This window comes from Rathayibacter sp. VKM Ac-2759 (genome assembly GCF_009834225.1).
Taxonomy (GTDB): Bacteria; Actinomycetota; Actinomycetes; order Actinomycetales; family Microbacteriaceae; genus Rathayibacter.
The window spans coordinates 383823-410197 of sequence record NZ_CP047176.1 but is presented as its reverse complement, the minus strand read 5'-3'; the positions used below and the strand labels follow the sequence as shown (position 1 = coordinate 410197).

Sequence of the window (26375 nt, the reverse complement as noted above, 5' to 3'; positions counted from 1 at the left end):
CGGCGGACGGGAGCGGCATGGCCACGGTGGACTCCGCGGAGCGGCGCGCTCGGCTGATCGGCCTCCTCGAGCGCGACGGCGCCATCCGCCTCGACGACGCGGCCGCCGAGCTCGACGTCTCGACCATGACGGTGCGCCGCGATCTCGCCGATCTCGAGGCGGAGGGCCGGCTCAGCCGGGTCCGCGGCGGGGCCGTCGCCGCGCTGCGCCCGCGCCCCTTCGCCGAGCGCCTCGCCGCCGGAGCCGCGGCGAAGCGCGAGATCGCCCGCAAGAGCGTGGCGCTCGTGCCCTCGTCCGGGGCGATCGCGGTCGACGCCTCCTCGACCACGGGCACCCTCCTCGGCGCCGCCCGGGAGTCGCCGGGGCTGCTGATCGCCACGAACTCGCTCGAGAACCACGCCAGCGCCCGGGCCACCCGCGGCCGCGTCGTCCTGATCGGCGGCGAGCTCGAGGAGGAGACCGACAGCTTCGTCGGCCCGCTCGCCTGCGCGAGTGCCGCCGAGCTGCACTACGACCGCTTCTTCACCTCCGCCTCCGCCGTCTCGACCGCCGGGACCAGCGAGGTCACGCTGCAGGAGGCGCAGGTCAAGCGGGTCTTCGTGGCCGCGTCGAGCGAGACGGTGCTGCTGGTCGACTCGTCGAAGCTCGAGCGCTCGGCACTCGCGCGGGCGCTCGACTGGGAGGCGATCAGCGTGATGGTCACCGAGCTCGATCCCGCCGACGAGCGCCTCGAGCCGTTCCGCGGGCTGGTCGAGCTGCGCTGATCCGTCGCCCCAGCGGCCCGGACGCCCGTTGACGCACTCGGCCGCTCCTGTTAGCTTCTGTGACAGTTAACATTTTCGATCAGACAGACGGAGTAGTCATGGCCTCGACCGCCGCGGAGCTCATCGCCCGCTCGAACCGCCTCGGCGCCGACCCGAAGAACACGAACTACGCGGGCGGCAACACCTCCGCGAAGGGCGTCGAGACCGACCCCGTGACGGGTGAGCCCGTCGAGCTCCTCTGGGTCAAGGGCTCCGGAGGCGACCTGGGCACGCTCACCGAGGCCGGCCTCGCCGTGCTGCGGCTCGACCGCCTCCGCGCGCTCGCCGACGTCTACCCGGGCCTCGAGCGCGAGGACGAGATGGTCGCCGCCTTCGACTACACACTGCACGGCAAGGGCGGAGCCGCCCCCTCGATCGACACCGCGATGCACGGCCTCGTCGACGCGGCGCACGTCGACCACCTGCACCCCGACTCCGGCATCGCGTTCGCGACGGCCGCCGACGGCGAGCGCCTCACCGCCGAGGCCTTCGGCGGAACCGTCGCCTGGGTCCCGTGGCGCCGACCCGGCTTCCAGCTCGGCCTCGACATCGCCGCGATCAAGGAGGCGAACCCCGGGGTCATCGGGGCGATCCTCGGCGGCCACGGCATCACCGCGTGGGGCGACACCAGCGAGGAGGCGGAGGCGAACTCGCTGCGGATCATCGAGACCGCGGCGGCCTACATCGCCGAGCACGGCGCCCCCGAGCCGTTCGGCGCGCCGCTCGAGGGCTTCGCCGCCCTGCCCGAGCAGGAGCGCCGCGCCAAGGCCGCCGCCCTCGCTCCGCACCTGCGCGCGATCGCCTCGCACGACCGGCCCCAGGTCGGCCACTACACCGACTCGCCCGAGGTCCTCGACTTCCTCGCGAGCACCGAGCACCCGCGCCTCGCCGCGCTGGGCACCTCCTGCCCCGACCACTTCCTCCGCACCAAGGTGAAGCCGCTCCTCGTCGATCTGCCGGCCACCGCCTCCGTCGCCGAGATCCTCGAGCGCCTCCCCGCGCTGCACGAGGCGTACCGCGCCGACTACCAGGCCTACTACGACGCGCACGCGACTCCCGAGAGCCCCGCGATCCGCGGCGCCGATCCGCTGGTCGTGCTGGTGCCCGGCGTCGGCATGTTCTCGTACGGCGCGAACAAGCAGACCGCTCGCGTGGCCGGCGAGTTCTACGTCAACGCGATCAACGTGATGCGCGGCGCCGAGGCGATCTCGACCTACGCGCCGATCGACGAGGCCGAGAAGTTCCGCATCGAGTACTGGGCGCTCGAGGAGGCGAAGCTGCAGCGGATGCCGAAGCCGAAGCCGCTCGCCTCCCGCATCGCACTCGTGACCGGTGCCGCCTCGGGCATCGGCAAGGCCATCGCCACCCGCCTCGCCGCCGAGGGCGCCTGCGTCGTCATCGCCGACCTCGACCTCGCGAAGGCGCGGGCCGCCGCGGCCGAGCTCGGCTCGACGGACGTCGCGGTGGGCATCGCCGCGAACGTCTCGGACGAGGCCGCCGTGCAGGCCGCGGTCGATGCCACCGTGCTCGCCTTCGGCGGGCTCGACCTGGTCGTCAACAACGCCGGTCTCTCGCTCTCGAAGTCGCTGTTCGACACCACGGAGGCCGACTGGGACCTGCAGCACAACGTGATGGCGAAGGGCTCGTTCCTCGTCTCGAAGGCGGCCGCCCGGGTCCTCGTCGATCAAGGGCTCGGCGGCGACATCATCTACATCTCGTCGAAGAACTCGGTGTTCGCCGGCCCCAACAACATCGCCTACTCGGCGACGAAGGCCGACCAGGCGCACCAGGTCCGCCTGCTCGCGGCCGAGCTCGGCGAGTTCGGCATCAAGGTCAACGGGATCAACCCCGACGGCGTGGTGCGCGGCTCCGGGATCTTCGCGTCGGGCTGGGGCGCGAACCGCGCCAAGACCTACGGCATCGAGGAGGAGGACCTGGGCAGGTTCTACGCCCAGCGCACCATCCTCAAGCGCGAGGTCGTCCCCGAGAACGTGGCCAACGCGGTGTTCGCCCTCTGCACGTCCGACTTCTCGCACACCACGGGACTCCACGTTCCCGTCGATGCTGGCGTCGCGGCCGCGTTCCTGCGATGACCGACACCGGAAGGCTCCTCCGATGAAGGCCGTCGCCGCCGTCGACCTCGGCGCGACCAGCGGCCGGGTGATCCTCGGCTACGTCGGGCGCGACGAGCTGCGGATGCGCCACATCGCCCGGTTCCCGAACCAGCCGGTGCGCGTGACGGAGGCGTCGGCCTCGGGCCTGCACTGGAACGTCCTCGAGCTGTACCGGTCCTTGAGCGCCCGCCTCGCCGACGCCCTGCGCGAGGAGCCCGACGTCGTCTCGATCGGCGTCGACTCCTGGGCCGTCGACTACGCGCTGCTGCGCGAGGGCCGGATGCTCGGCACGCCGTACCACTACCGCGACGAGCGCACCGCGCGCGGAGTCGCCGACGTGCACGCCCGCATCGGCGCCGACGAGCTGTACCGGCGCAACGGACTCCAGCACCTCCCGTTCAACACGCTGTTCCAGTTCGCGGCAGAGCGCGAGACGCTCGCCCTCGCCGATCGCGCCCTGCTGATCCCGGACCTGATCGGCTACTGGCTGACCGGCGTGGCCGCGACCGAGATCACGAACGCCTCGACCACGGGGCTGCTGCGCCCCGACACCCGCGCGTGGGACGACGAGCTCCTCGCGCGCCTCGACCTTCCGCACGAGATCCTCGCGCCGCTGATCGAGCCGGGCTCCGCGCTCGGCCCGCTGCTGCCCGCGGTCGCCGCCGAGCTCGGCGCCCCCGCGCGGCTCGGAGTCGTCGCCGTCGGCTCCCACGACACGGCCTCGGCCGTCGTCGCGGTGCCGTCGACCGACGACGACATCGCGTACATCTCGAGCGGGACCTGGTCGCTCGTCGGCGTCGAACTCGAGAAGCCGGTGGTCTCGCTGGAGGGTCGGGCCGCCAACTTCACCAACGAGGGCGGCGTCGACGGGCGCGTCCGCTTCCTGAAGAACGTGTCGGGTCTCTGGCTCCTGTCGGAGTCGATCCGCACCTGGGAGAAGCAGACGGGCGAGCGGATCGACCTGACGTCGCTGCTCGCCGAGGCCGCCGCGATCCGCGGGCCGATCACGACCTTCGACGCGGCCGACGAGCGCTTCACGCCGCCCGGCAACATCCCCGGCCGCATCGTGGAGTGGTGCGTCGAGCGCGGTCTCGCCCAGCCGCGCACCCGGGCGGAGTTCGTGCGCTCGATCCTCGAGTCGCTGGCCGAGGCGTACGCGACGACGCTCGAGCAGGCCGCCGCGCTCTCGGGCACGCGGATCAGCGCGGTGCACGTCGTCGGCGGCGGCTCGCAGAACGAGCTGCTCTGCCAGCTGACGGCCGACCGCACCGGGCTGACCGTGCTGGCCGGCCCGGTCGAGGCGACGGCGATCGGCAACATCCTGGTGCAGGCCCGGGCGCAGGGCCTGGCGACGGGGTCGCTCGAGTCGCTGCGCGCCCTGGTGCGGGCGGCGTTCCCGCCGGTGCGGTACACGCCGCGCTGACGGCGGGCGTCGCTCGCGGGCGACACGGGGGCCCTCCTCTGCTGGACGAGGGGGCGCCCGAGTGCCCGGAGAACGCCACCGTCTCCCTTCCGAGTGCGTCGTGATCCGTCTTCGCATGTGAGGATCGACGACGGCATCCGCATCGAAGGGACACTCCATGAAGAAGCGATTCCTCGCCTGGCTCGGCGTCACCGCCGCGGCCGCACTCCTGATGAGCGGATGCACGGGGACCGGCCAGGAGCCCGCCGCCACCACCGGCGGTGACTTCACGTACGCGGTCGTCACCCACTCCGGACCGGGCGACGCCTTCTGGGACCGCGTGAAGTCGGGCGCCGAGGCGGCCGGCGCCGACGTCGGAGCGACCGTCACCTACACCGCCGATCCCGACCCCGCCAGGCAGTCGCAGCTGATCGACAACGCGGTCGCCCAGGGCGTCGACGGGATCGTGGTCTCGATGGCCAACCCCGACGGAGTGAAGGACAGCGTCGAGAAGGCCGTCGCCGCGGGCATCCCCGTGGTCACGATCAACTCGGGCATCGAGCGCTCCGCAGAGTTCGGCGCCCTCACCCACATCGGCCAGAGCGAGACGGTCGCCGGCGAGGCGGTCGGGACGAAGCTCGCCGAGGCGGGCGCCACGAAGGCGCTCTGCGTCATCCAGGAGGCGGGCAACGTCGGTCTCGAGGAGCGCTGCGACGCGGCCGCCTCGACCTTCGGCGGCACGATGTCGAACCTCCAGGTCGACGGCACGAACGACGCCGAGGTGAAGGCGACGATCAAGTCGAAGCTGCAGTCCGACCCCTCCATCGACGGCGTCCTCACCCTCGGCGGCCAGTACGCGATCGACGCCGTCGGCGCGGTCTCGGAGTCGGGCAGCTCCGCCCGGGTCGGCACGTTCGACCTCTCGGAGGACGTGGTCAGCGCGATCGAGGACGGCTCGATCGTCTTCGCGGTCGACCAGCAGCCCTACGTCCAGGGCTTCCTGGGCATCACGGCGCTCTCGCTCTACAGCACCAACGGCAACGTCATCGGAGGCGGTCAGCCCGTGTACTCCGGTCCCGCCTTCGTCACGAAGGAGAACGCGGCGGCGGTCGCCGAGTTCGCCGCGAACGGCACCCGCTAGAAGTCCCCGGCGCCGGTGTGCTCGACGAGCGCACCGGCGCCTCCCTTCCCCTGAGGAGTCACTGTTGGCGACCACAGACGTCGCGACGATCGCGCCGAGGCCACGCCTCGAGAGACGTCCGCTCCGCACGATCCTGGCGCGCCCCGAGACGGGTGCGCTCGTCGCGGCCCTCGCCGTGCTGGTGTTCTTCTCGCTCTCCACGCCGCAGTTCCTGAGCCTCGCCGGAGCCGGAGTGTGGCTCGAGTCGGCCTCGACCTTCGGCGTCATGGCCGTCGCCGTCGCGATGCTGATGATCGGCGGGGAGTTCGACCTCTCGGCCGGAGTGATGACGGGATTCTCGGCCCTGATCGTCGGCGTCCTGACCACCCACTACGGGCTCAGCATCTGGGTCGCCGTCGTCGTCTCGCTGGTCGCCTGCCTCGGAGTGGGCGCCCTGAACGGCGTCCTGGTGATGAAGACGGGACTCCCCAGCTTCATCGTGACCCTCGGCACCTTCTTCGCCCTCGCCGGCATCGACCTCGCGGTCACCAAGATCATCACCGGCCAGGTCGCCATCCAGGGCATGACGAAGGTGCCCGCCTACGACAGCATCCAGCCGCTGTTCGGCTCGTCGCTCGCGATCGGCAGCGGCACCTTCTACGTCTCGGTGCTCTGGTGGTTCGTCGTCACGGCCGTCGCCACCTGGATCCTGCTGCGCACCCGCGCCGGCAACTGGATCTTCGCCGTCGGCGGCGCCCTCACCTCCGCGCGCCAGATCGGCGTGCCCGTGCTGAAGACCAAGATCGGCCTCTTCATGGGCACCGCCGGCGCCGCGTGGCTGGTCGGCATGATCTCGCTCTTCCGCACCTCCACGGTGCAGGCGAACACCGGCGTCGGCCAGGAGTTCATCTACATCATCTGCGCGGTCGTCGGCGGCTGCCTGATGACCGGCGGCTACGGCTCCGCGATCGGCGCGGCCCTCGGCGCGCTGATCTACGGCATGGTCTTCCAGGGCATCACCTTCGCGGGGTGGGACACCGACTGGCTGCGTACCGTCCTCGGCGGCATGCTGCTCGCGGCCGTGCTGCTGAACAACTTCGTCCGGACACGGGCAGGAGGCCGGCGATGAGCACCGACACGACGAGCGGGCCTGCGGCAGGGCGACCGGCCGCGCCCCGCACCCCCGTCGGCACGACGATCATCGAGGTCCGCGACATCGGCAAGAGCTACGGAGCCGTCGACGCTCTCTCCGGAGTGTCGACGACGGTCAAGGCGGGACAGGTCACCTGCGTGCTCGGCGACAACGGGGCGGGGAAGTCGACCTTCATCAAGGTGCTCGCCGGCGCGCACGCTCCCTCCGAGGGCCTGCTGCTGCTCGACGGCGAGCCGGTCGCCTTCTCCTCGCCGCGCGCGGCGCTGCAGGCGGGGATCGCGACGGTCTACCAGGACCTCGCGGTCGTGCCGCTGATGCCGGTCTGGCGCAACTTCTTCCTCGGCTCCGAGATCACGAAGGGGATCGGACCGCTGCGCAGGCTCGACGTGAAGGCGATGCGCGACATCACGCGGAACGAGCTGGCGGACATGGGGATCGACCTGCGCGACGTCGATCAGCCCATCGGCACCCTCTCGGGCGGCGAGCGCCAGTGCGTCGCCATCGCCCGGGCGGTCCACTTCGGTGCACGGGTGCTCATCCTCGACGAGCCGACCGCCGCCCTCGGCGTCAAGCAGTCCGGCGTGGTGCTGAAGTACATCGCCCGCTCGCGCGACCAGGGGCTCGGAGTCGTCTTCATCACGCACAACCCGCACCACGCCTACCCGGTCGGCGACCGCTTCCTGCTCCTGAACCGCGGCACCAGCCTCGGCGACTTCGAGAAGAGCGAGATCAGCCTCGGCGAGCTGACGAGCCTGATGGCGGGCGGTGCCGAGCTCGCCTCCCTCGCCCACGAGCTCGAGCGGTCGATGGGCCCGGAGTCGCCCCTCGCGAACGAGGTCGTGCACGAGGCCGCCGACGGCCCGGGAGATGAGCGCGGCGCCTGACCCCGCACGGAGGAGCCCGCCACGATCCGAAGCGGCTCTTGTCAGACGAGCTCGCGGGCCGCTACGGTCGTCGGAGCCGTTCTACGAAAGGAGCCAGGCCATGGAGCACATCGCGCACCTCACCACCGCCGGCTTCTCCGGCGCCCTCTCCGACTGACCGGTCGAGCCTCCCGCTCGTCATCGCTCAGACGGTGACGGCGCCGAAGAAGCTCCCGGTCCAGCGGCCTCGCCGCGCGGACCGTCGTCCCGTTCCGGACCCTCGCCGGTCCTCCGCGCCGCCTCCTCGGCGGTGCCTCCGCGCGCTCTGAGCGCGCTCCTCGTCGCGCCGACCCCGGCGCTCTTCGGCGCGCCCGCGCGCCCTGCCAGAAGGAGTTCCTCGTGAACACCGCACTCGGAGCGAGCACCCTCGCCCGACCTCGACGCCGCACCACCGACCTCCTCGACCGCCTCGCCCTCCGCCTCGGAGTCGCGCTGGTGGCGTGGAGCCGGCGCGACCGCCGCCGCCCCCTCACGCACGCCGACGTCGCCGCGCTCCGCCGCGAGCGCGCCGACCTGCTCGAGCGCGAACGGAGGTACCGCCTCCTGAACACGCCCCGCTGACGCCCGGCGTGACCCTCCTGTGCAGCACCCCCGGCTCGCGCTGCGCGCCCTCTGACGCGCCGCGGCGCCCTGCCGCGTTCGAGAGTCCAGGAGTTGTCGCACTCGACCACCGAGTACGACAACTCCTGGAGGCTCGAGGCGGGTAAGGCTCGCCTGATCTTGAGCGCGTCCAGGAAGTTAGGTTAGGTTAACCTTCGCAACCCTGTCCCCCCTCCGAAGGATCGCCAGTGCCCTCCTCCCGCACCCCCCTCCGCCTCTCCGCCGCCGCCGCGCTCGGCCTCACCGCCCTGCTGCTCACGGCCTGCTCCGGAGGCGCCGACGCCGGTGCGACCGACGCCGCCACCACCGGCGGCAACGCCTTCCCCGTCACCGTCGAGCACGCGTTCGGCGAGACCACCGTCGAGTCGGCCGACCGCGTCGTCGCGATCAGCTGGACCAACCAGGACGTCGCCCTCGCGCTCGGCGTGACCCCGGTCGGCTTCACCCGCGCCTCCTACGGCGACGAGGACGGCGACGGCCTGCTCGCCTGGACGAAGGAGGCGCTCGACGCGGCCGGCGACGAGACTCCCGCGCTCTTCGACGAGACCGACGGCATCCCCTACGAGGCCATCTCGGACCTCACCCCGTCGGTGATCCTCGGCGCCTACTCCGGCATCACGCAGGAGGACTACGACACGCTGTCGCAGATCGCGCCGACCGTCGCCTACCCGGGCCTGGCCTGGGGCACGACCTGGCAGGACTCGGCGAAGCTCGACGGAGCCGCGCTCGGACTCGAGGACGAGGCGGAGGCGAAGGTCGCCGACGTCGAGGCCGACATCGAGGCCGCGGTCGCCGAGCACCCCTCGCTCGCCGGCAAGAGCTTCACCTACGGCTGGTACGACCCCACCGACGCCAGCTCGTTCACCTACTACACCGCCAACGACGCGCGGGTGAAGTTCGTCGAGGACCTGGGGCTCGAGCTCGCGCCGAGCGTCGTCGACCTCACCGGCGACTCCGAGGCGTTCAGCGGCACCCTCAGCTCCGAGAACGCCGACCAGCTCGACGCCGACGTGCTCATCGTCTACGGCGACGACACCACTCTCGCCGCGCTCCAGGCCGACCCGCTGCTCTCGAAGATCCCCGCCGTCGCGCGCGGCTCGGTCTACGTGCTGACCGACGACTCCTCCGAGGCGATGGCGACCTCGTCGCCCAACCTGCTCAGCATCCCGTGGGTGCTCGACGAGTACACCGCGGGCCTCGCCACCGCCGCCGACAAGGTGTCGTGAGCGCCGGCACCTCCACGCCCCTCCGGCGCCCCGCCTCCGACGACACTCGCGGGCGGGGCGCCGGTCGCACGAGAGCGCTCGCGCTCGTCGTCGTGATCGCGGCGCTGGCCGTCGCGATGGTCCTCTCGCTCGTGTACGGCTCGCGCGAGATCCCGCTGGGCGAGATCTGGCCGGCGCTGACCGCCCCCGATCCCGACTCGATCGCCGACGCGGCGGTGCAGGGCCGCGTGCCGCGCACGGTGCTCGCGCTGCTGGTGGGCGCCTCCCTCGGCCTCGCCGGCGCGGTGATGCAGGGGATGACGCGCAATCCGCTGGCCGATCCGGGGATCCTGGGGCTCAACGCGGGCGCCTCGATGGCGGTCGTCCTCGGCATCGCGACGGTCGGAGCGACGACGCTCCCGCAGTTCATCTGGCTCGCCTTCGTCGGCGCGGCTGCGGCCGGCGCGTTCGTCTACGCGGTCGCCTCCCTGGGTCGCGAGGGCGCGACTCCGCTGAAGCTCGCTCTGGCCGGCGCCGCGACGGCCGCCGCGCTCACCTCCCTCCTCACGGCCGTGCTGCTGACGCAGGACGCGACGCTGAACCGCTTCCGCTTCTGGCAGGTCGGCGGTGTCGGCGGCGCCGAGACCACCGGGATCCTCCAGGTGCTGCCGTTCCTGGCCGTGGGCGCGGTGCTCGCTCTCGGCAGCGCGCGCGGCCTCGACGCCCTCGCGCTCGGCGACGACCTGGCGACCGGGCTCGGTCGCCGCGTCGGCCGCATCCGCCTGGTCGCGGGCATCGCCGCGGTGCTGCTCTGCGGAGCGGCCACGGCCGTCGCGGGGCCGATCGGCTTCATCGGCCTGATCGTCCCGCACCTCGCGCGCCGCGTGACCGGACCCTCGCACGCCTGGCTCCTCCCCTTCTCGGCCCTGCTCGGCGCGCTGCTGCTGCTCGTCGCCGACGTCCTCGGCCGCGTCGTCGCCCGCCCCAGCGATGTCGAGGTGGGCATCATCACCGCGCTGATCGGCGCGCCCGTGCTCATCGCGATCGTGCGCCGCTCGAAGGTGCGGGCCCTGTGAGCGCCGTGACCCCCGGCATCGTCGCCGGGCGCCGGCAGCGGCTGCGCCGCACGGTCATCGGATGCGCGACGCTCGCGCTCGTGGCCCTCGTGCTCGTCGTGGTGTCGCTCACCGTCGGCAACACCGTCTACTCGCCGCTCGACGTGCTGCGCGTGCTGCTCGGCGAGACCGTGCCGGGAGCCTCCTTCACCGTCGGGACCCTGCGCCTGCCGCGGACGATCACCGCCGCCCTCGTCGGCGTCGGCTTCGGGATGGGCGGCGTGATCTTCCAGACGATGCTGCGCAACGCCCTCGCCAGCCCCGACATCATCGGCATCACCTCGGGCGCGAGCGCGGCGGCCGTGGTCGCCATCGCCTTCTTCGGCCTCTCGGGCACGACGGTGTCGGTGATCGCGGTCGCCGCCGGCCTCGCGACGGCGCTGCTGATCGCCTCCCTGGCCGATCACGGCGGAGTCGTCGGCGCGCGGCTGATCCTGATCGGGATCGGCGTCGCCGCCATGTTCCAGAGCGTCATCGCGTTCGTGCAGACCCGCGCCGACTTCGAGGACGTCCAGGAGTCGCTGCGCTGGCTGACCGGGAGCCTCAACACGGCGCTGTGGGACGGGGTGCCCGCACTCGCGGTCTCGATGCTCGTGCTCGTGCCGCTCGCACTGCTGCTCGCGGGCCGGCTGTCGGTGCTGCAGCTCGGCGACGAGACGGCGACCGCGCTCGGCATCGACGTGCGCCGCAGCCGCCTGGCGCTGCTCGCGGTCGGAGTCGGACTGGTCTCGGTCGCGACCGCCACCACCGGGCCGATCGCGTTCGTCGCCTTCGTCTCGGGGCCGATCGCCCGGCGCATCGTGCCCGACGCACGATCGCTGCTGGTCCCCTCCGCCCTCGTCGGCGTGGTCGTCGTGCTCGCGGCCGACCTCGTCGCGCAGTACGTCGCCGGGCTCGTCTTCAGCGGCGCCCGCTTCCCCGTCGGAGTGGTCACGGGCGCCATCGGCGCGCCGTTCCTGCTCTGGCTCCTCGCCCGCCGCAACCGCACCGGAGGCTCCCTGTGACCGCACCCACCGCACCCCGAGCGGCCCCCGCCGGCACCCACCGCAGCCTGGCGGTCGACGCCGTCACCCTCGCCTACGACGAGCGGGTGGTGGTCGACGGGCTCTCGCTGACCGTGCCGACCGGCGCGATCAGCGTCATCGTCGGCGCGAACGCGTGCGGCAAGTCGACGCTGCTGCGGGCGATGGCGCGGCTGATCACGCCGCGCGAGGGAGCCGTGCTGCTCGACGGCCAGGCGATCCACCGCCTCCCGACCCGTCAGGTCGCCCAGCAGGTGGGGCTGCTGCCGCAGACCCCGATCGCGCCCGAGGGGATCGCGGTGTCGGATCTGGTCGCGCGCGGCCGCTACCCGCACCGCGGCTGGTTCGGCCGGGGCGCCTCCGCCGACGACGACGCCGTGGTCGAGGACGCCCTGCGCGCGACGGGCACCCTCGAGATCGCGGACCGGCCGGTCGACGAGCTCTCGGGCGGCCAGCGGCAGCGGGTCTGGATCGCGATGGCGCTCGCGCAGCGCACCGACGTGCTGCTGCTGGACGAGCCGACGACCTACCTCGACGTCTCGCACCAGATCGAGGTGCTCGACCTGCTGACCGACCTCAACCGCTCGCGGGGCACCACCATCGTGATCGTCCTGCACGATCTGAACCTCGCCGCGCGCTACGCCGACCACCTGTTCGCGGTGCGCGACGGCGCGCTGTACGCCTCCGGGACCCCGGCCGAGGTGGTGACGCCCGAGACGGTGCGCGCCGTCTTCGGGATGGAGTCGCGCGTGATCGAGGACCCGGTCTCGCGCACCCCGCTGGTGCTGCCGATCGGGCGGCACCACTCGGGCTGACGCGGTCAGGGTCCTGCCCCCTTCACTCCGCAGGAGTTGAGGGCGTTCCGGAGGCGTCACCCGGGGTCGAGCGTCACGCGGGCGTGCAGACCCAGGCGGTCCAGGAACGCCTCGTCATGGCTCACGACCATGAGAGCGCCCCGCCAGGCGGCGAGCACGTCGACGAGGTGGTCGGTCGTGGCCATGTCGAGGTCGTTGGTCGGCTCGTCGAGCACGAGCAGCTGCGGAGCGGGGTGCGCGAGCACCAGGCCGGCGAGAGCCACCCGGAAGCGCTCGCCTCCCGAGAGCGTCGCCGCCCGCCGATCGACGATCGCGCCCCGCACGAGGAGTCGGGCGAGGGCGTTGCGCAGCTCGCCGGTGGGCACGGCGGGTGCCGCTCGGGCGACGTGCTCGAGCACCGTGCGGTCGTCGTCGAGCAGCCCGTCGCGGCGCTGCGGGAGCCAGCCGATGCGCTCGGTCAGCGCGGTCGCGCGCGTGCCGTCGATCGGATGTGGGCGCGCCTCCCGAGCGCCGACCAGCTGCTCGAGCAGTGTCGTCTTCCCGCTGCCGTTGGCGCCGACGAGCGCGACCCTCTCGGGCCCCTGCAGCACGGTCGTGCGCCCGCGCACCGTGAGCTCGGCGAGGCGCCGGCCGGCGGGCAGCCCCGGATCGGGCAGCTCGACCCGGACCGCGTCGTCGTCGCGCACCGCGCGCGAGGCGGCGTCGACGCGCTCGCGGGCGCGCGCCTCCGCCTCTCCGTGACCGGAGCGCAGGCGCCCCGCGGTCGCCTCGGCCCTGTTCTTCCGGGCGTTCGCGAGGATCTTCGGCATCGACTCCGCCGATCGCGCCCCCGCCTTCGCGCGGCGAGCGATGGTGGTCTCGGCCTCGATGCGCTGCCGCTTCTCGGCGCGCAGCACCTGGTCGGCGTCGCGCAGGTCGCGCTCGGCCGCGGCGTGCTCGAGGGCGAGGCGCTCCTCGAAAGCCGACCACGTGCCCCCGGAGGTGCGCAGCGCGCCGCCCCGCAGCTCGGCGATCTCGTCGACGTGCTCGAGCAGCTCGCGGTCGTGGCTGACGACGACGAGCGTGCCGCGCCAGCGGTCGACGAGGTCGAGCAGCAGCCCGCGCGAGCGCCGGTCGAGGTCGTTGGTGGGCTCGTCGAGCACGGCGATCGGCCGATCGCGCAGGCGCACGCCCGTCACGGCGGTGAGGACCGCCTGACCGCCCGAGAGCGTCGCGACGGGGCGCCGGAGATCGTCGAGGTCGAGACCGACCTCGTGCAGCGCGGCGACCGCCCGGGCCTCGAGGTCCCAGTCGTCCTCGAGCGCGTCGAAGTGCCGCGGATCGGCGTCGCCGCCGAGGATCGCGTGCAGGGCGTCGAGCCGTCCGCGGACCCCGAGCAGGTCGGCGACGGTGTCGTCCGGCCCGCGACGGAGGCGCTGCGGCAGCAGGTCGACCGCGCCCGTGGTCGAGACGGTCCCCCTCGTGGGGAGGAGGTCGCCGGTGACGAGCCGGACGAGCGTGGACTTGCCGGCGCCGTTGGCTCCGACGAGTCCGGTGCGGCCGCGCCCGAAGGCGGTGGTGACCCGGTCGAGGACGACCGCGCCGTCGGGCCAGGCGAACGAGCAGTCGGTGAGGACGATGGACGGGGTGAAAGAGGTGGAGGGCATGGTGCTCCCGGTGTCGGTGTCGGCGCACGCCGACCACCGCGCTCCCGGGTGAGGGGAGCGCCGACCTCGCCCTCAGGGGGCGGGCACGGGGGTCGTCAGTGCGAGGGCAGCGTCTGCGTCGTGGACGCAGTACCGGTGCTGATGCGCAAAGGACCGTCTTCCGTGCGGGGAGCCCCCGTGTCCGCGAGCCGCCAGGTCGGCCGGTGAGGTGGCCGCTCCGACATCGCTGCTCGCGACGAGGTACCCGTGCACGCTACGCGCGGCCCGCACGCGAGCGCAAGGCCACCCGGACCGGCGCGATCCGATCCGTCACGAACGGCCCCCTGGAGTCGCGGGAGGGAGCCGTTCGTGACGGATCGAACGCGCCGGGCGCCGGATGTGGCGCGTGTGGCACGCTCGACGGGGAGCGTGCCCGCGGGCGGCGCGCAGGAGCGGAGCGTCGGATGATCGGCTTGGACCTGACGGGGCGCACCGCCCTCGTGACCGGATCGGGGCAGGGCATCGGCCTCGCCATCGCGATCGGGCTGGCGCGCGCCGGCGCCGCGGTCGTGGTCAACGCGCGCTCGCAGGAGTCGGTGGACCGCGCGATCGGCGAGGTGACCGCGGCCGTGCCCGGCGCCTCGGTCACGGGGGTCGCGGCCGACGTGTCGAGCGATGACGGCACCGACACCCTGCTCGCGGCCGTGCCGACGCTCGACGTGCTCGTCAACAACCTCGGGATCTTCGGCAGCGCCGACCCGCTCGACATCACCGACGACGAGTGGCGCCGCTACTTCGAGGTCAACGTACTCACGGGCGTGCGGCTCACCCGCGCGTACCTGCCGGGGATGACCGAGCGGGGCTGGGGGCGCGTGATGTACATCGGCAGCGACTCCGCCGTCGTCACTCCCGCCGAGATGATCCACTACGGAGTGTCGAAGACGGCGCTGCTGGGAGTGTCGCGCGGCTTCGCGAAGGCCGCGGCCGGCACCGGGGTCACCGTCAACAGCGTGCTCGCCGGGCCGACGCACACGGGAGGCGTCGAGGACTTCGTGCACTCGCTGGTCGGCGACGACCTGCCCTGGGAGGAGGCGCAGCGCGAGTTCATGCGCCTGCACCGCCCGCAGTCGCTGCTGAAGCGCCTGATCGAGCCGGAGGAGATCGCGAACATGGTCGTCTACCTCGCGTCCCCGCTCGCGTCGGCGACCACGGGCGCGGCCGTGCGGGTCGACGGCGGCTACATCGACTCGATCGTCCCCTAGGGCCGGAGGGGACGGAGTGACGTGGCCGCGCCGGTCCGCGGGTCGCGGACCCCGTGCCGATCGCCCCGTAGACCTCGTCCGTCGGACGGGGCGACGGCCGCGAGTGGACGCCGTGTCGAGCACGTCCGGACGGTATCGCGGGCAGAGTGGTGACATGGCTTTCACCGGGTTCGGGTCGGACGCGAGCGCGTTCCTGGCTGCACTGACCGAGAACAACTCGCGGCAGTTCTTCGACGAGCACCGCCAGGAGTACGTCGACGCCCTCCGCCAGCCCCTCGAGGACCTCCTCGGGGAAGCCGAGCCCGAGTACGGCCCCGGCCGGGTCATGCGACCGAACCGCGACGTCCGTTTCAGCCGCGACAAGTCGCCGTACAAGACCAGCGCCAGCATGTGGGCCGGCAGCGTCGGAGGGGTGTACCTCAGCGTCGACGCCGCGCACCTCGACGTCGGCGGAGGACTGTACGAGCCCAGCCGCGACCAGCTGGCGCGCGCTCGGGCCGCCATCGACGCGGTCCCCACCGCCGGAGCCCGCCTCGCCGAGATCATCGACGCGCTCACGAGCGCGGGCTTCGAGATGGCCGGGCCGTCGCTGAAGACGGCCCCTCGCGGGTACGACCGCGACCACCCGCGGATCGAGCTGCTCCGCCTCACGCACTACGCCGCGCTCACGCGCCTGCCCGTCACCGCGCCGCCGGCCGCGATCCGGGACGCTTGGACGGCCGTCGAGGGGCTGATCGGCTGGGTAGACACCCACGCCCAGGCGGCGCAACCTCAGCTCTGACCCACGGCCCCCCCCTGCCTGCTGATCGAGTAGCGCGCGCAGCGCGAGTATCGAGATCCACCTCTGTCAGAACGGAGAGCGTCGAGCGGATCCGCTGAAGCCGGTGGGTCTCGATACGCCCCTGCGGGGCTACTCGACCAGCAGGCTGGCGACGCCGCTGCACCAGCGTGCCGGCGAGGGAACCAGCGGGTTCCCTCGCGAGCGGATGGTGGGCGTCACGCCCGAGGCGCCGCGACCGACCCGCCCTCGCGCCACGGGCCGCCGATGCGCTCCTGCAGCAGGGGCGCGGCGGGGTCGGCGAGGCGCGCGAGCAGCGCCTCCACGCCGCGGCGGCCGAGGGCGTGGCCGGGGCCGACGAGCAGGTCGAGGGTCGGGTCGGCGAGGTCGGCGACGTCTGGGTCGGAGGCGAGCAGCACGATCGAGAGGTCGTCGGGCACCCGCACCCCGCGGTGCCGCAGCTCGTGCGCGAAGCCGACGGCGGCGCCTCCGTTGATGACCACGACCGCCGTGAGCGCGCCGGCGTCGAGCGAGCGGGCCAGCGCGCGACCGCCCGCCGGCGACTCGTCGCAGCGCAGGAGCGACCCGGTGAGCCCGCGCTCGGCGCACGCGCGCCCGAACGCCTCCTCGGTGCGCGCGTACGGGCCGAAGTCGGAGCCCTCGCCGCCGAGCACCAGCCCGATGCGGGAGTGGCCGAGCGCGGCCAGGCGCTCGATCGCCTCCTCGACCATCCCCTCGAAGTCGATGTCGACCCAGTCGAGCGCGGAGGGGTCGCGGGTCCGGCCGATCAGGGTGAACGGGGTGCCGGAGTCGCGGAGGATCGCGACCCGCTCGTCCTCCGAGGTCACCTGCATCAGCACGACGCCATCGAGCAGGCCGTCGGAGCGCAGGTCGGCCAGCCGCTCCGATCCGCCGACGGTCGGCCAGAGCACGATGGAGTAGCCGTTCTCGGCGGCGGCCTCGGCGGCGCCGGTGAGGAACGAGGTGGCCGTGTTGAGCGGGCGGCTCGAGACCAGCGGGTAGACGATCGCGACGATGTGCGAGCGGCGCCGGGCGAGGGCCCTGGCGAGGGCGTTCGGGCGGTAGTCGAGCTCGCGCATCGCCTCCTGCACGCGCGCGCGGGTCTCGGGCGTCACCGGCTTGGAGTCGTTGACGACGAAGGACACGGTCGTCATCGAGACGCCGGCGAGGCGTGCGACATCGCGCATGGTGGCCACGGCGCCTCCTCGCGATCGATGCGCCGGCGCGAGGTTGACGCGGGGCGGGGTGCTCCCGCAGTCTAGGAGCACGGGCCGGTGAAGCGCTTAACCGCTCCCCGTCCGGTGCCGCAGAACGCGACCCTCCATCGACGAAGAAGGAACCCCTGTGACCACACCCGCCACCCCCGTCCGCGTCCTCGTCTGGGGCGAGAACCGCCACGAGCAGGTCGAGGAGAAGGTCCGCGCGATCTACCCCGACGGCATGCACTCGACCATCGCGGAGGGCATCTGCGAGAACCTCGGCGACGGCGCCGTCGTGAGCACGACCACGCTCGACGAGCCCGAGCACGGGCTCACCGAGGAGGTGCTCGACGCCACCGACGTCCTCGTCTGGTGGGGCCACATGGCCCACGGCGACGTCGACGACGCCATCGTCGAGCGCGTGCACCGCCACGTCCTCGCCGGCATGGGCCTGCTCGTTCTGCACTCCGGCCACTGGTCGAAGATCTTCGGCAAGCTGATGGGCACCACCTGCACGCTGCGCTGGCGCTCGGAGGAGGACCGCGAGCTGGTCTGGACCGTCGACCCCACCCACCCCATCGCGCAGGGCGTGCCGCACCCCTTCGTCATCCCGCAGCAGGAGATGTACGGCGAGTTCTTCGACGTGCCCGCCCCCGACGAGCTCGTGTTCCTCTCGACGTTCTCGGGCGGCGAGGTGTTCCGCTCGGGGATGACCTACAAGCGCGGTCACGGCCGCATCTTCTTCTTCTCGCCCGGCGACCAGGACTACCCCGTGTACCACCACGAGCACGTGCGCCGCGTGATCGCGAACGGCGTGGAGTGGGCGCGGACCGAGCGGCCCGAGCGACGCCTCCCCGTGCTGCAGCGCTACGAGACCGAGGACTTCTACAACGGCCAGGACTACCAGGGAGCGCTCGTCCGATGACCGCGCGACTCGTCCAGGTGGGCGCCGGCGCGATGGGCCGTGCCTGGATCCGCACGATCCGCGACTCCCCCGATGCCGAGCTCGTCGGCCTCGTCGACCTCGACGTCGACCTCGCGACGCGCGCCGCAGCGGAGGAGGGGGTCGGCGGGATCGCGGTCGGCGGGAGCGTGGCCGAGGTCGCCGCGCGCGCCGGCGCCGACGCGGTCGTCAACGTGACCGTGCCCCGCGCCCACCTGCCCGTGAGCTCGGAGGCGCTCTTCGCCGGGCTGCCGGTGCTCTCGGAGAAGCCGATCGCGCCGACGATCGCCGAGTCGCTGATCCTCGCGGCCACCGCCGAGGTGTCGGGGCGGCTGCTGATGACCAGCCAGTCGCGGCGCTACTACGCGTCGATCGCCGCGTTCCGCGAGCAGATCGCGGGGCTCGGGCAGCTGGGCACCGCCTCCGTGTCGTTCGCCAAGGCACCGCGCTTCGGAGGCTTCCGCGACGAGATGGCGCACGTGCTGCTCGTCGACATGGCGATCCACGCGTTCGACGCGGCGCGCTACCTGCTCGACAGCGACCCCGTCGCCGTCTACTGCGAGGAGTACAACCCGGGCTGGAGCTGGTACGCCGACGGAGCGGCGGCGAGCGCCGTGTTCGAGTTCGCCGGCGGAGTGCGCTTCAGCTACACCGGCAGCTGGTGCGCCGACGGCCTCGAGACCTCGTGGAACGGCGACTGGCGCGTCAACGGCGCGGGCGGCACGGCGCACTGGGACGGCGACGGCGCTCCGGAGTGGCAGGCGCGCGAGTCGGACACAGTGCAGGTGGCGGCGCTGGATCCGGTGCCGCAGGAGATCGCGGGCTCGCTCGCCGAGTTCGTCTCGGCGTTGAAGACGGGGGCCACCCCGTCGGGCGAGGTCCACTCGAACGTGCGGAGCCTCGCGATGGTGGAGGCGGCGGTGCGCTCCTCCGAGACCGCGGCGCGCGTGCGCATCGACGACGTGCTCGAGGAGGGGTACGCCCAGGCGCTCGAGCAGGCGCGCGACGAGCGCGTGCGGGCGGCGCTCGCGGCCTGGGGCTCGGCAGCGGCGGGCCTCGCGGGCTGAGCGCGCACGACATCAGCTGAGACGGCGGTCCCTCCTCTGTCGAGCGAGGGACCCCCTCCTCGGCTGATGTCGTGCGGCGATACCGGGCGTTCGCCGGGCGGACACCTCGGGACGGCCGGGTGTTCACCCGGGAGCGCGAGCGTGGGCGGGTTCCCCTTCGAAACCGCTCAGGAGACCCGTGCCCCGTCACCCCGCCCCCCGCCGCACCGTCGGCGTCGCGATCGCCCTCACCCTCGCGAGCTGCACACTCGGTGCCGCTCTGCCCGCCGCCGCTGCGGGTGACTCCTTCTTCACGCGCATCGCGACCGTGCCCGCGTACCTCAACGCCGCCGACCCGGCCGCCGACTCCGCCGTCGCCGAGATCTCGAGCGCCTCGCCCGACGGCCGCCTGGTCTACTCGACCGACTCGGCCGGGCAGCGCATCAACGTCCTCGACATCAGCGACCCCGATGCTCCGGAGCCCCTCGGTGGCGTGGGTGTCGGAGGCGAGCCCACCTCGGTCTACGCGACCGGCGAGTACGTGCTCGCGGTCGTCGACACGAGCGACGGCGACTTCGCGAACCCCTCCGGCCACGTCAGCGTGCTCCACGCCGACGACCTCGCGCCCGTCGCGACCATCGAGCTCGGCGGCCAGCCCGACTCCATCGACGTGACCACCGCGGGCGACACCGCCGTCATCGCGATCGAGAACCAGCGCGACGAGGAGTTCACGCCCGAGGGCGGCGAGGAGGGCGACCTCCCGCAGGCGCCCGCCGGCGAGCTCGTGGTGATGGACCTCGCGGGAGACCCCACCACGTGGGTCGCCGAGCACATCGACATGACCGGTCTCGCGGGCCTCGACACCCCGAGCGACCCCGAGCCCGAGTACGTCTCGATCAACCCGGCCGACACCGCCGTCGCGGTGACGCTGCAGGAGAACAACGCCGTCGCGATCGTCGACCTGGCCACGCGCACCGTGACCGCCTCCTACTCCGCGGGCACCGCCTCCGTGACCGGGATCGACACCCTCGACGACGACCACATCGAGCTGACCGGCTCGATCACCGACGTGCCCCGCGAGCCCGACGCGATCGGCTGGGTCGGCGAGGACCACGTCGCCATCGCGAACGAGGGCGACTGGAAGGGCGGCACCCGCGGCTGGTCGATCCTCGACGCGGCCACCGGAGCCGTCACCTGGGACGCCGGCAGCAGCTTCGACCACCTGGCCGTGAGCCTGGGCCTGTACCCGGACAAGCGCTCCGACGCCAAGGGCTCCGAGCCCGAGGGGCTGCTCTCGGCGACCTTCGACGGCGTGCCCTACGTCTTCGTCGGCGCCGAGCGCGCCAACTTCGTTGCGGTCTACGACGTGAGCGACCCGACGGCTCCGCGCTTCGTGCAGGCTCTGCCGTCGACGCCCGGGCCGGAGGGGCTGCTCGCCCTGCCCGAGCGCGACCTGCTCGTCGTGTCGAGCGAGACCGACGACGCCGAGGCGGCGGTCCGCGCGAGCGTGCAGCTCTACGCGCTCGGCGCCTCCTCGCCCGCGTTCCCCGCGATCGTCTCCGCCGATGCCGACGGCTCGCCGCTGCCCTGGGGCGCGCTCTCGGGCCTGTCGGGCGATCCGGTGGACGCCGACCGCCTCTACGCCGTGAGCGACAGCGCCTACGCGCCGAGCGAGGTCTACTCGATCGACACCTCCGTCACCCCGGCCCTCATCGACTCGTCGCTGACGGTCACCGAGGGCGGCGAGCCGGCGGCCCTCGACCTCGAGGGCATCGCGGCACGCGCCGACGGAGGCTTCTGGGCCGTCACCGAGGGCGCAACCGGTCCCGAGAACGCACTGCTCGAGCTCGACGGCTCCGGCGCGGTGACGTCGCGCATCGCGCTGCCGACCGAGGTCGCCGACGCGCTCGGCTCGCAGGGCTTCGAGGGCGTGACCGTCGAGCAGGGCACCGACGGCGAGATCGTCTGGACCGCGCTGCAGCGCGAGGCCTCGATCGACGCCGACGGCATCGTCCGGATCGGGCGCTACGACGTCGCCGCCGCGAGCTGGAGCTTCTTCGGCTACCCGCTCGAGGCCGCCTCCGGTGCCGAGGGCGACTGGAACGGTCTCTCCGAGATCACGCTGACCCCGGCGGGCACGCTCGCCGTGATCGAGCGCGACAAGCGCAATGGGCCGGAGGCGGCGCTCAAGGCCGTCTACACGGTCCCGCTGCCCGGCGGAGCGGGTGCCGCCGTCGGCGAGGAGCTCCCCGTTCTCGAGAAGACGCTCGCCGCCGACGTGCTGCCCGCGCTCGAGGCCGGCAACGGCTGGACGCAGGAGAAGCTCGAGGGGCTCGGGATCACCGGCTCGGGCGAGGTGTTCGTGGTGACGGACAACGACGCGGTGGACGACGCGAACGGCGAGACGGTGCTCGCGTCGCTCGGCAGCGCGACGGAGGTGTTCGGCGCCGCGCCGGTGCCGACTCCGACGGCGACGGCCGTGCCGACCGCCGTGCCCACGGTCGCGCCGACCGCCGGGCCGACTGCTGAGCCGACGGTCGCGCCGACCGCGGAGCCCACCGCCGCACCGACGACCGCGCCGAGTGCCCACCCGACCGCGACCGCGGCTCCCGCTGCCGGCACGACGCCCTCGAGCCCCGGCTCGGGACTCGCCAGCACGGGAGTCGAGACGGGCTGGGTCACCGCCGCGGCGCTGACCCTGATGGCCGGCGGAGCGCTCGCGCTCGGCCTGACCCGCCGTCGACGCACCGCGCGCTGATCTGCTGACGCAGTGACGGCCCGGAGGACCCAGGTCCTCCGGGCCGTTCGTCGTCCCGCTCGGGAGCCGCGCCTCCGGAAGCACCTCCGGAGTGGCACCGGACGCGGGCGATCCCGGCGGAGCGGTCAGCAGACATGACCTCGACACTCCCCTCCCCCGCGATCGCCGCCGCGGTCGTGGAGGCGACCCCTCGCCGACGCCGCAGCCGCCGCGACGGCTCGCGCGCCGGGCTCGCCGTGCGCCTCGTCGTCGCCGTGGTCGCCTCCGCGATCGTCTTCTTCCCGCTCTACTGGATGCTCGTCATCGCGTTCTCGCCCCGCGGCGAGGTCTTCTCGCCCGGTCCCCCGCGCTTCTGGCCGAGCGAGATCTCGCTCGAGAACTTCGCGACGGTCTTCGCCCGCTTCCCCGTCGAGGAGTGGTTCGTGAACTCCGTCGTCATCGGGCTGTTCGTGACGGCCTTCACCGTCGTGCTCAACCTGCTCGCGGGCTGGGGCTTCGCGCGGCTGCGCTTCCCGGGGCGCAACGTGCTGTTCCTCCTGGCGCTCGCGACGATGATGATCCCGGTGCAGGCGATCATGGTCGCCCAGTTCAAGCTCGTCACTGTGCTCGAGATCTACGGCACCTACTGGTCGGTGATCCTGCCGGGGGCGGCGGCCGCGTTCGGCGTCTTCCTCGCCCGGCAGTTCTTCCTCTCGATCCCGGAGGAGCTCATCGAGGCCGCGCGCATCGACGGGGCCGGGCACCTGCGCGTCTTCGTGCAGATCGTGCTGCCGCTGAGCCGGCCGCTGATCGCCGTGCTGATCCTGCTGACGCTGCTCGGCAGCTGGAACGACTTCGCCTGGCCGCTGATCGCGCTGAAGGACAACGAGCTGTTCACGCTGCCGATCGGGCTGCTGTACCTCAAGGGCCAGTCGACCCCCGACTACTCCGCGAGCATGGCGCTCGCGCTGGTCTCGGTGCTGCCGATGGTCCTGCTGTTCCTGGCCTTCCAGCGCTACTTCGTGCAGGGCTTCGCCCGCAGCGGCATCCGCTGACGCCCTGCTCCGCCCTCCCCGAGGGAACCCCGGACCGTCGAGACGTCCCGCTCCAGGAGGCGACCTCGACGGTCGGGGGTTCCCTCGGCGGAGGGCGGCGCGGCGCGACCTATCCTGGAAGCTCCCGATCCTGGAGGCCCGCCTGAACGTCCGCGAGCTCCTCACCCACCCCGAGCTGCAGCTCACCCTCGTCAGCGGCGACGACGTGCAGCTCGCCCGCGCGGTCTCTGGCACCTACACGATCGACCTCCCCGACCCGGGGCGCTTCCTCTCTCCGGGTGACGTCGTGCTGACCAGCGCGCTCTGGACCTCGGGTCGCGAGAGCGTCGAGCGCTTCGTCGGCGGAGTCGCCGATCGCGGAGTCGTGGCGATCGTCGTCGGCCTCATCGCGGTCGGCTCCCTGCCCGTCGGCATGACCGAGGTCTGCCGCCGGCACGGCGTCGCGCTGATGACGGTGGCGCCCGACGTGTCGTTCAAGACGATCGCGCAGACGGTCGCCGGAGTCGTCGCCCAGGCCGACCTGCCGACTCTCGGCCGCGAGGCCCGCTTCGCGCGGCGGCTGCTCGAGGATCTGGCATCGGGCGAGGGCGTGCACGTCGCACTCCGCGCCTTCTTCGAGGAGTTCGCCCACGGCAGCTGGGTCGTCGACCACGCGGCGACGCTGGTCGCCTCGGCCGGCGGGATGCCCACCGCCGCCGACTACGGCTCCGCGTGGGAGGCGTCGCTCGCCTCCCACGACGGTCGCTGGGAGGTCACGGAGCAGGGCCGCGCGCTCTCGCGCCGCGCGCTGTTCTCCCCCGGAGGCGGGCGGCTCGGCGTGCTCGTCGTGACGGGCGACCAGCGCGGCTGGTCGGAGGAGACGGCCGACGCCGTGGAGCTGCTCGCGAGCGCGATCGGCGGGCGCCTCGACCTCGCACGGCGGCAGGAGGCGGTGGCCGCCGGTCCGCTGCTCGAGCTGCTGCGCTCCGTGGAGCACGACGAGCTGCCCGACGCCGAGATCGCGGTGCGGCTGCGGATGCTCGGCGCCGACCTGGGGACCGCGCTGCGCGTGGTGACGGCGCGCTCCGACGACCCGGTGCTGCCTCCGGAGGCGCTGGCGCGGCTGCTGCGCGAGGCCGCCGAGCCCGAGCACGGTCTGGCGCTCGGCGCCGTGCGGGACGGCGGCGCGGTCCTCGTGCTCGGCGGCCCCGCCGACGAGTCGCGGTCGCCCGGCGCGGCACTGCGGTCGGCCGTCGAGGCCGAGCCGTGGCTGCTCCGCGGGCGGCGCGTGTCGATCGGAGTCGGGGACGCGTCGCGCCGTGCGGCGCAGCTCGGGCGCTCGCTGCTCGGGGCCCGCGAGCGGATGGCGGCGGCGACCGGGGAGGGCGTCTCGGTGCTCGAGCACACCGTCCCCGTCTCGAGCGACGCGCTGCTCGAGCTCGTCGCCCCGCGGACCCGGGCGGCGTTCGCGCGCGAGGTGCTCGGCGAGCTGGTCCGCTACGACGACGAGCACCGCACCGACCTCGTCGAGACGCTGCGGGTGTTCCTCGAGGGCAACGGCTCGTGGCGGCAGGCCGCCGACCTCCTGCACCTGCACGCGAGCACCCTCCGCTACCGAGTGCAGCGCATCGAGGCGCTCACCGGCCGCGACCTCGCCTCGATGGCCGACCGCGTCGACCTGCACCTGGCGCTGCGCTACCTCTGACGGGCGCCTTCCGACGCTTCGGGCCGAGCGAGCCCTGGGGAGGACGGGGGTCGGAGCAGGCCGCCGATGAGGCGGCGCGCCTCCTCCGCCGGCGCGGTCCGGCGACGAGATGTCGCGTTCGGGGCCTCGGACCTGTTCGATGTCGGGGGTCGCTGATGCACTACGCGCATGGACGAAAGAGGCGAGACGGCAGCGGTGGTGACGCCTGACACGGTCAGGGTGCTCACCGACATCGCCGCGGGCGCGGGCGTCACCTCCTCGCTGGCGACGCTCGCCCGGGCCACGGCGCTGTACGCGGCGTACCGGGCGGCGCGACTCGTTCCGGAGGCGTTCGCTCGGGGTGGCGACCTCTCCCGCAGCGAGTCCCAGGCTCTGTTCGAGAGGTCGATCCGGGCCGAGTTCGCGGTCGCGATGCGGACCTCTGAACGGAGGATGGCCCGCACCCTCGAGCATGCCCAGCTGCTGGTCGAGGAGCTGCCGCGGACCCGCGGCGCGCTCGCGGACGGCGCGATCCTCTGGGAGGCGAGCGAGGTGATCTGCGATGCCGCGGCCACCCTTCCCGCCGGGTCACGGGCGGCGTTCGACGAGCGGGCGGCAGAGGTCGCGCTCACCGCGACTCCGACCCAGTTGCGGAGGGCTGTCGCACGGATGCGCGACGAACTGCACGACGAGCCGCTCGCTGTGCGTCACGTGCGCGCTCGCGCCGACCGGAGCGTATGGATCAGTCCCGAGATCGACGGCATGGCGACACTCGGTGCGCTGCTCCCGGCGCCGATCGCGAGGGGGGCGTACCACCGCATCGACCGCATCGCCAGGAGTCTCCGGGACGCTGCTCCCGGCGACGGCACCGCAGACGGCACCGCAGACGGCACCGCAGATGAGCGCACGCTCGCGCAATTGCGCGCCGACGCCTTCGCCGAACTGCTCACCGACGGCGACATCGCGGGGACGACACCCGTGAGCGATCCGGATGCGACGGCGCCCGCGTTCGTCCCCGGAGTACGCGCCGAGGTGCGGCTGACGCTCGCCGCGAGCACCGCCTCCGGAGCAGACGACGCCCCCGCCGACCTCGACGGCTACGGCCTCATCCCCGCCGACGTGGCCCGTGAGCTGGTCGGAGTCGGGGCGTCGTTCACGCGCATCCTCACCGACCCGGACACCGGCGCGGTCGTGTCCGTCGGTCGCACCCATCGCGTCCCCCAGGCGCAGATGCGACTCCACCTGCAGCTGCGGGATCAGACGTGCCGGTTCCCCGGCTGCACCCGCCCCGCCTCCACCAGCGAGGCCGATCACACGATCGAGTGGCGGAACGGAGGCGAGACGTCCCTCCAGAACCTCGCTTCGCTCTGCACCGGCCATCATCACGTCCGCCACGGCGATCGGTGGAGCTACGTCCTCCACCCCGATGGCAGTGCCGACTGGACCACCCCCACCGGGCGCCGGGTCAGCACCCGAGCACCGGCTCTTCCCGGGCGACCCCCCGACCCGCCTCCGCGACCGCGCTTCGACGACGGCCCGCCGCCCTTCTGAGGTCCGCCGACGACGACGGAGCACTCTGCGCGACCGGAGGATCCTCGCCGCGCTCCTTCGAGAGCGGCGTCCCGAAAGCACGTCGAGCGGAGTGCGGCGGTGCCCAGCAGGGCGAGCCGGCGACCTCGCGTTCCGGCGCGGGGGATCTCGATACGCCCGCTCCGCGGGCTACTCGATCAGCGAGGAGGGCGGAACGAGTCAGGCCGCAGCGAGGGAGGACCCG

The 26375-nt window shown here is 73.2% G+C and carries 21 protein-coding genes; 19 read left to right on the top strand and 2 right to left on the bottom strand.

The window, feature by feature from the left end; translation table 11 throughout:
- Positions 1-17: 17 nt before the first annotated feature.
- The 11 genes from GSU68_RS01870 (at position 18) to GSU68_RS01820 (ending at position 12272) form a co-directional block, all read left to right on the top strand.
- The gene (locus GSU68_RS01870) at positions 18-764 is read left to right on the top strand and encodes a DeoR/GlpR family DNA-binding transcription regulator (RefSeq protein WP_159905432.1); all 747 of its coding nucleotides are present in this window, start codon (positions 18-20) and stop codon (positions 762-764) included.
- 98 nt (positions 765-862) lie between these two features.
- Positions 863-2896: a bifunctional aldolase/short-chain dehydrogenase gene (locus GSU68_RS01865; protein ID WP_159905431.1), complete on the top strand. Its 2034-nt coding sequence runs from the start codon at positions 863-865 to the stop codon at positions 2894-2896.
- 22 nt (positions 2897-2918) lie between these two features.
- Positions 2919-4340: a rhamnulokinase family protein gene (locus tag GSU68_RS01860; RefSeq protein ID WP_159905430.1), complete on the top strand. Its 1422-nt coding sequence runs from the start codon at positions 2919-2921 to the stop codon at positions 4338-4340.
- 157 nt (positions 4341-4497) lie between these two features.
- On the top strand, positions 4498-5460 hold the full coding sequence (locus GSU68_RS01855; protein ID WP_159905429.1) for a sugar ABC transporter substrate-binding protein: 963 nt from the start codon (positions 4498-4500) through the stop codon (positions 5458-5460).
- 64 nt (positions 5461-5524) lie between these two features.
- Positions 5525-6568 (top strand): ABC transporter permease, encoded by a 1044-nt coding sequence (locus tag GSU68_RS01850; RefSeq protein ID WP_159905428.1) that lies wholly within the window; start codon positions 5525-5527, stop codon positions 6566-6568.
- Entirely contained in the window at positions 6565-7476 is a 912-nt protein-coding gene (locus GSU68_RS01845) for an ATP-binding cassette domain-containing protein (protein WP_159905427.1), read from the top strand. Before GSU68_RS01850 ends, GSU68_RS01845 begins: the two co-directional genes overlap by 4 nt.
- A gap of 378 nt (positions 7477-7854) precedes the next feature.
- Positions 7855-8076 carry a hypothetical protein gene (locus tag GSU68_RS01840; protein WP_159905426.1) on the top strand — a complete coding sequence of 74 codons (222 nt, stop codon included), beginning with the start codon at positions 7855-7857 and terminating at the stop codon, positions 8074-8076.
- A 227-nt stretch (positions 8077-8303) separates the two neighbouring features.
- The gene (locus GSU68_RS01835; protein WP_159905425.1) at positions 8304-9341 is read left to right on the top strand and encodes an iron-siderophore ABC transporter substrate-binding protein; all 1038 of its coding nucleotides are present in this window, start codon (positions 8304-8306) and stop codon (positions 9339-9341) included.
- A 116-nt stretch (positions 9342-9457) separates the two neighbouring features.
- Positions 9458-10396, top strand: a complete 939-nt coding sequence (locus GSU68_RS01830; protein ID WP_159910078.1) for an iron chelate uptake ABC transporter family permease subunit — start codon at positions 9458-9460, stop codon at positions 10394-10396.
- Positions 10393-11439 (top strand): iron chelate uptake ABC transporter family permease subunit, encoded by a 1047-nt coding sequence (locus GSU68_RS01825; protein ID WP_159905424.1) that lies wholly within the window; start codon positions 10393-10395, stop codon positions 11437-11439. The genes GSU68_RS01830 and GSU68_RS01825 overlap by 4 nt, the downstream gene beginning before the upstream one ends.
- Before the next feature lie 47 nt (positions 11440-11486).
- Positions 11487-12272 carry an ABC transporter ATP-binding protein gene (locus tag GSU68_RS01820; RefSeq protein WP_208544681.1) on the top strand — a complete coding sequence of 262 codons (786 nt, stop codon included), beginning with the start codon at positions 11487-11489 and terminating at the stop codon, positions 12270-12272.
- Between the two features lie 56 nt (positions 12273-12328).
- Here the strand turns inward: GSU68_RS01820 and GSU68_RS01815 are convergent, their stop codons facing one another.
- Positions 12329-13918 carry an ATP-binding cassette domain-containing protein gene (locus tag GSU68_RS01815; RefSeq protein WP_159905422.1) on the bottom strand — a complete coding sequence of 530 codons (1590 nt, stop codon included), beginning with the start codon at positions 13916-13918 and terminating at the stop codon, positions 12329-12331.
- Positions 13919-14364: 446 nt separating this feature from the next.
- Between GSU68_RS01815 and GSU68_RS01810 the strand changes: the two genes are divergently transcribed.
- The gene (locus GSU68_RS01810) at positions 14365-15159 is read left to right on the top strand and encodes an SDR family oxidoreductase (protein ID WP_159910077.1); all 795 of its coding nucleotides are present in this window, start codon (positions 14365-14367) and stop codon (positions 15157-15159) included.
- 154 nt (positions 15160-15313) lie between these two features.
- Positions 15314-15940, top strand: a complete 627-nt coding sequence (locus GSU68_RS01805; protein ID WP_159905421.1) for a DUF2461 domain-containing protein — start codon at positions 15314-15316, stop codon at positions 15938-15940.
- Between the two features lie 215 nt (positions 15941-16155).
- Here GSU68_RS01805 and GSU68_RS01800 read toward each other — a convergent pair whose 3' ends face one another.
- Complete coding sequence (locus GSU68_RS01800; RefSeq protein ID WP_244259442.1) at positions 16156-17145, bottom strand: LacI family DNA-binding transcriptional regulator; 990 nt, start codon at positions 17143-17145, stop codon at positions 16156-16158.
- Between the two features lie 157 nt (positions 17146-17302).
- On the opposite strand from GSU68_RS01800, the gene GSU68_RS01795 reads away from it, so the two are divergent.
- The 6 genes from GSU68_RS01795 (at position 17303) to GSU68_RS01770 (ending at position 26152) form a co-directional block, all read left to right on the top strand.
- Positions 17303-18082 (top strand): ThuA domain-containing protein, encoded by a 780-nt coding sequence (locus tag GSU68_RS01795; protein ID WP_159905419.1) that lies wholly within the window; start codon positions 17303-17305, stop codon positions 18080-18082.
- Entirely contained in the window at positions 18079-19167 is a 1089-nt protein-coding gene (locus GSU68_RS01790; RefSeq protein ID WP_159905418.1) for a Gfo/Idh/MocA family oxidoreductase, read from the top strand. The genes GSU68_RS01795 and GSU68_RS01790 overlap by 4 nt, the downstream gene beginning before the upstream one ends.
- Positions 19168-19345: 178 nt before the next feature.
- Positions 19346-21904 (top strand): esterase-like activity of phytase family protein, encoded by a 2559-nt coding sequence (locus GSU68_RS01785; protein WP_208544628.1) that lies wholly within the window; start codon positions 19346-19348, stop codon positions 21902-21904.
- 134 nt (positions 21905-22038) lie between these two features.
- Complete coding sequence (locus GSU68_RS01780) at positions 22039-22938, top strand: carbohydrate ABC transporter permease (protein ID WP_159905417.1); 900 nt, start codon at positions 22039-22041, stop codon at positions 22936-22938.
- Positions 22939-22942: 4 nt separating this feature from the next.
- Entirely contained in the window at positions 22943-24622 is a 1680-nt protein-coding gene (locus tag GSU68_RS01775; protein WP_348272519.1) for a helix-turn-helix domain-containing protein, read from the top strand.
- A gap of 195 nt (positions 24623-24817) precedes the next feature.
- Complete coding sequence (locus GSU68_RS01770) at positions 24818-26152, top strand: HNH endonuclease signature motif containing protein (protein WP_159905415.1); 1335 nt, start codon at positions 24818-24820, stop codon at positions 26150-26152.
- Positions 26153-26375: the final 223 nt, after the last annotated feature.

Bases quoted from the DNA above. Each gene is read 5' to 3' on its own strand.
- GSU68_RS01865 (WP_159905431.1), top strand. From the start codon at position 863: ATGGCCTCGACCGCCGCGGAGCTCATCGCCCGCTCGAACCGCCTCGGC.
- GSU68_RS01790 (WP_159905418.1), top strand. From the start codon at position 18,079: ATGACCGCGCGACTCGTCCAGGTGGGCGCCGGCGCGATGGGCCGTGCC.
- GSU68_RS01805 (WP_159905421.1), top strand. From the start codon at position 15,314: ATGGCTTTCACCGGGTTCGGGTCGGACGCGAGCGCGTTCCTGGCTGCA.
- GSU68_RS01800 (WP_244259442.1), bottom strand. From the start codon at position 17,145: ATGCGCGATGTCGCACGCCTCGCCGGCGTCTCGATGACGACCGTGTCC.
- GSU68_RS01780 (WP_159905417.1), top strand. From the start codon at position 22,039: ATGACCTCGACACTCCCCTCCCCCGCGATCGCCGCCGCGGTCGTGGAG.
- GSU68_RS01870 (WP_159905432.1), top strand. From the start codon at position 18: ATGGCCACGGTGGACTCCGCGGAGCGGCGCGCTCGGCTGATCGGCCTC.
- GSU68_RS01815 (WP_159905422.1), bottom strand. From the start codon at position 13,918: ATGCCCTCCACCTCTTTCACCCCGTCCATCGTCCTCACCGACTGCTCG.
- GSU68_RS01860 (WP_159905430.1), top strand. From the start codon at position 2,919: ATGAAGGCCGTCGCCGCCGTCGACCTCGGCGCGACCAGCGGCCGGGTG.
- GSU68_RS01830 (WP_159910078.1), top strand. From the start codon at position 9,458: ATGGTCCTCTCGCTCGTGTACGGCTCGCGCGAGATCCCGCTGGGCGAG.
- GSU68_RS01855 (WP_159905429.1), top strand. From the start codon at position 4,498: ATGAAGAAGCGATTCCTCGCCTGGCTCGGCGTCACCGCCGCGGCCGCA.
- GSU68_RS01845 (WP_159905427.1), top strand. From the start codon at position 6,565: ATGAGCACCGACACGACGAGCGGGCCTGCGGCAGGGCGACCGGCCGCG.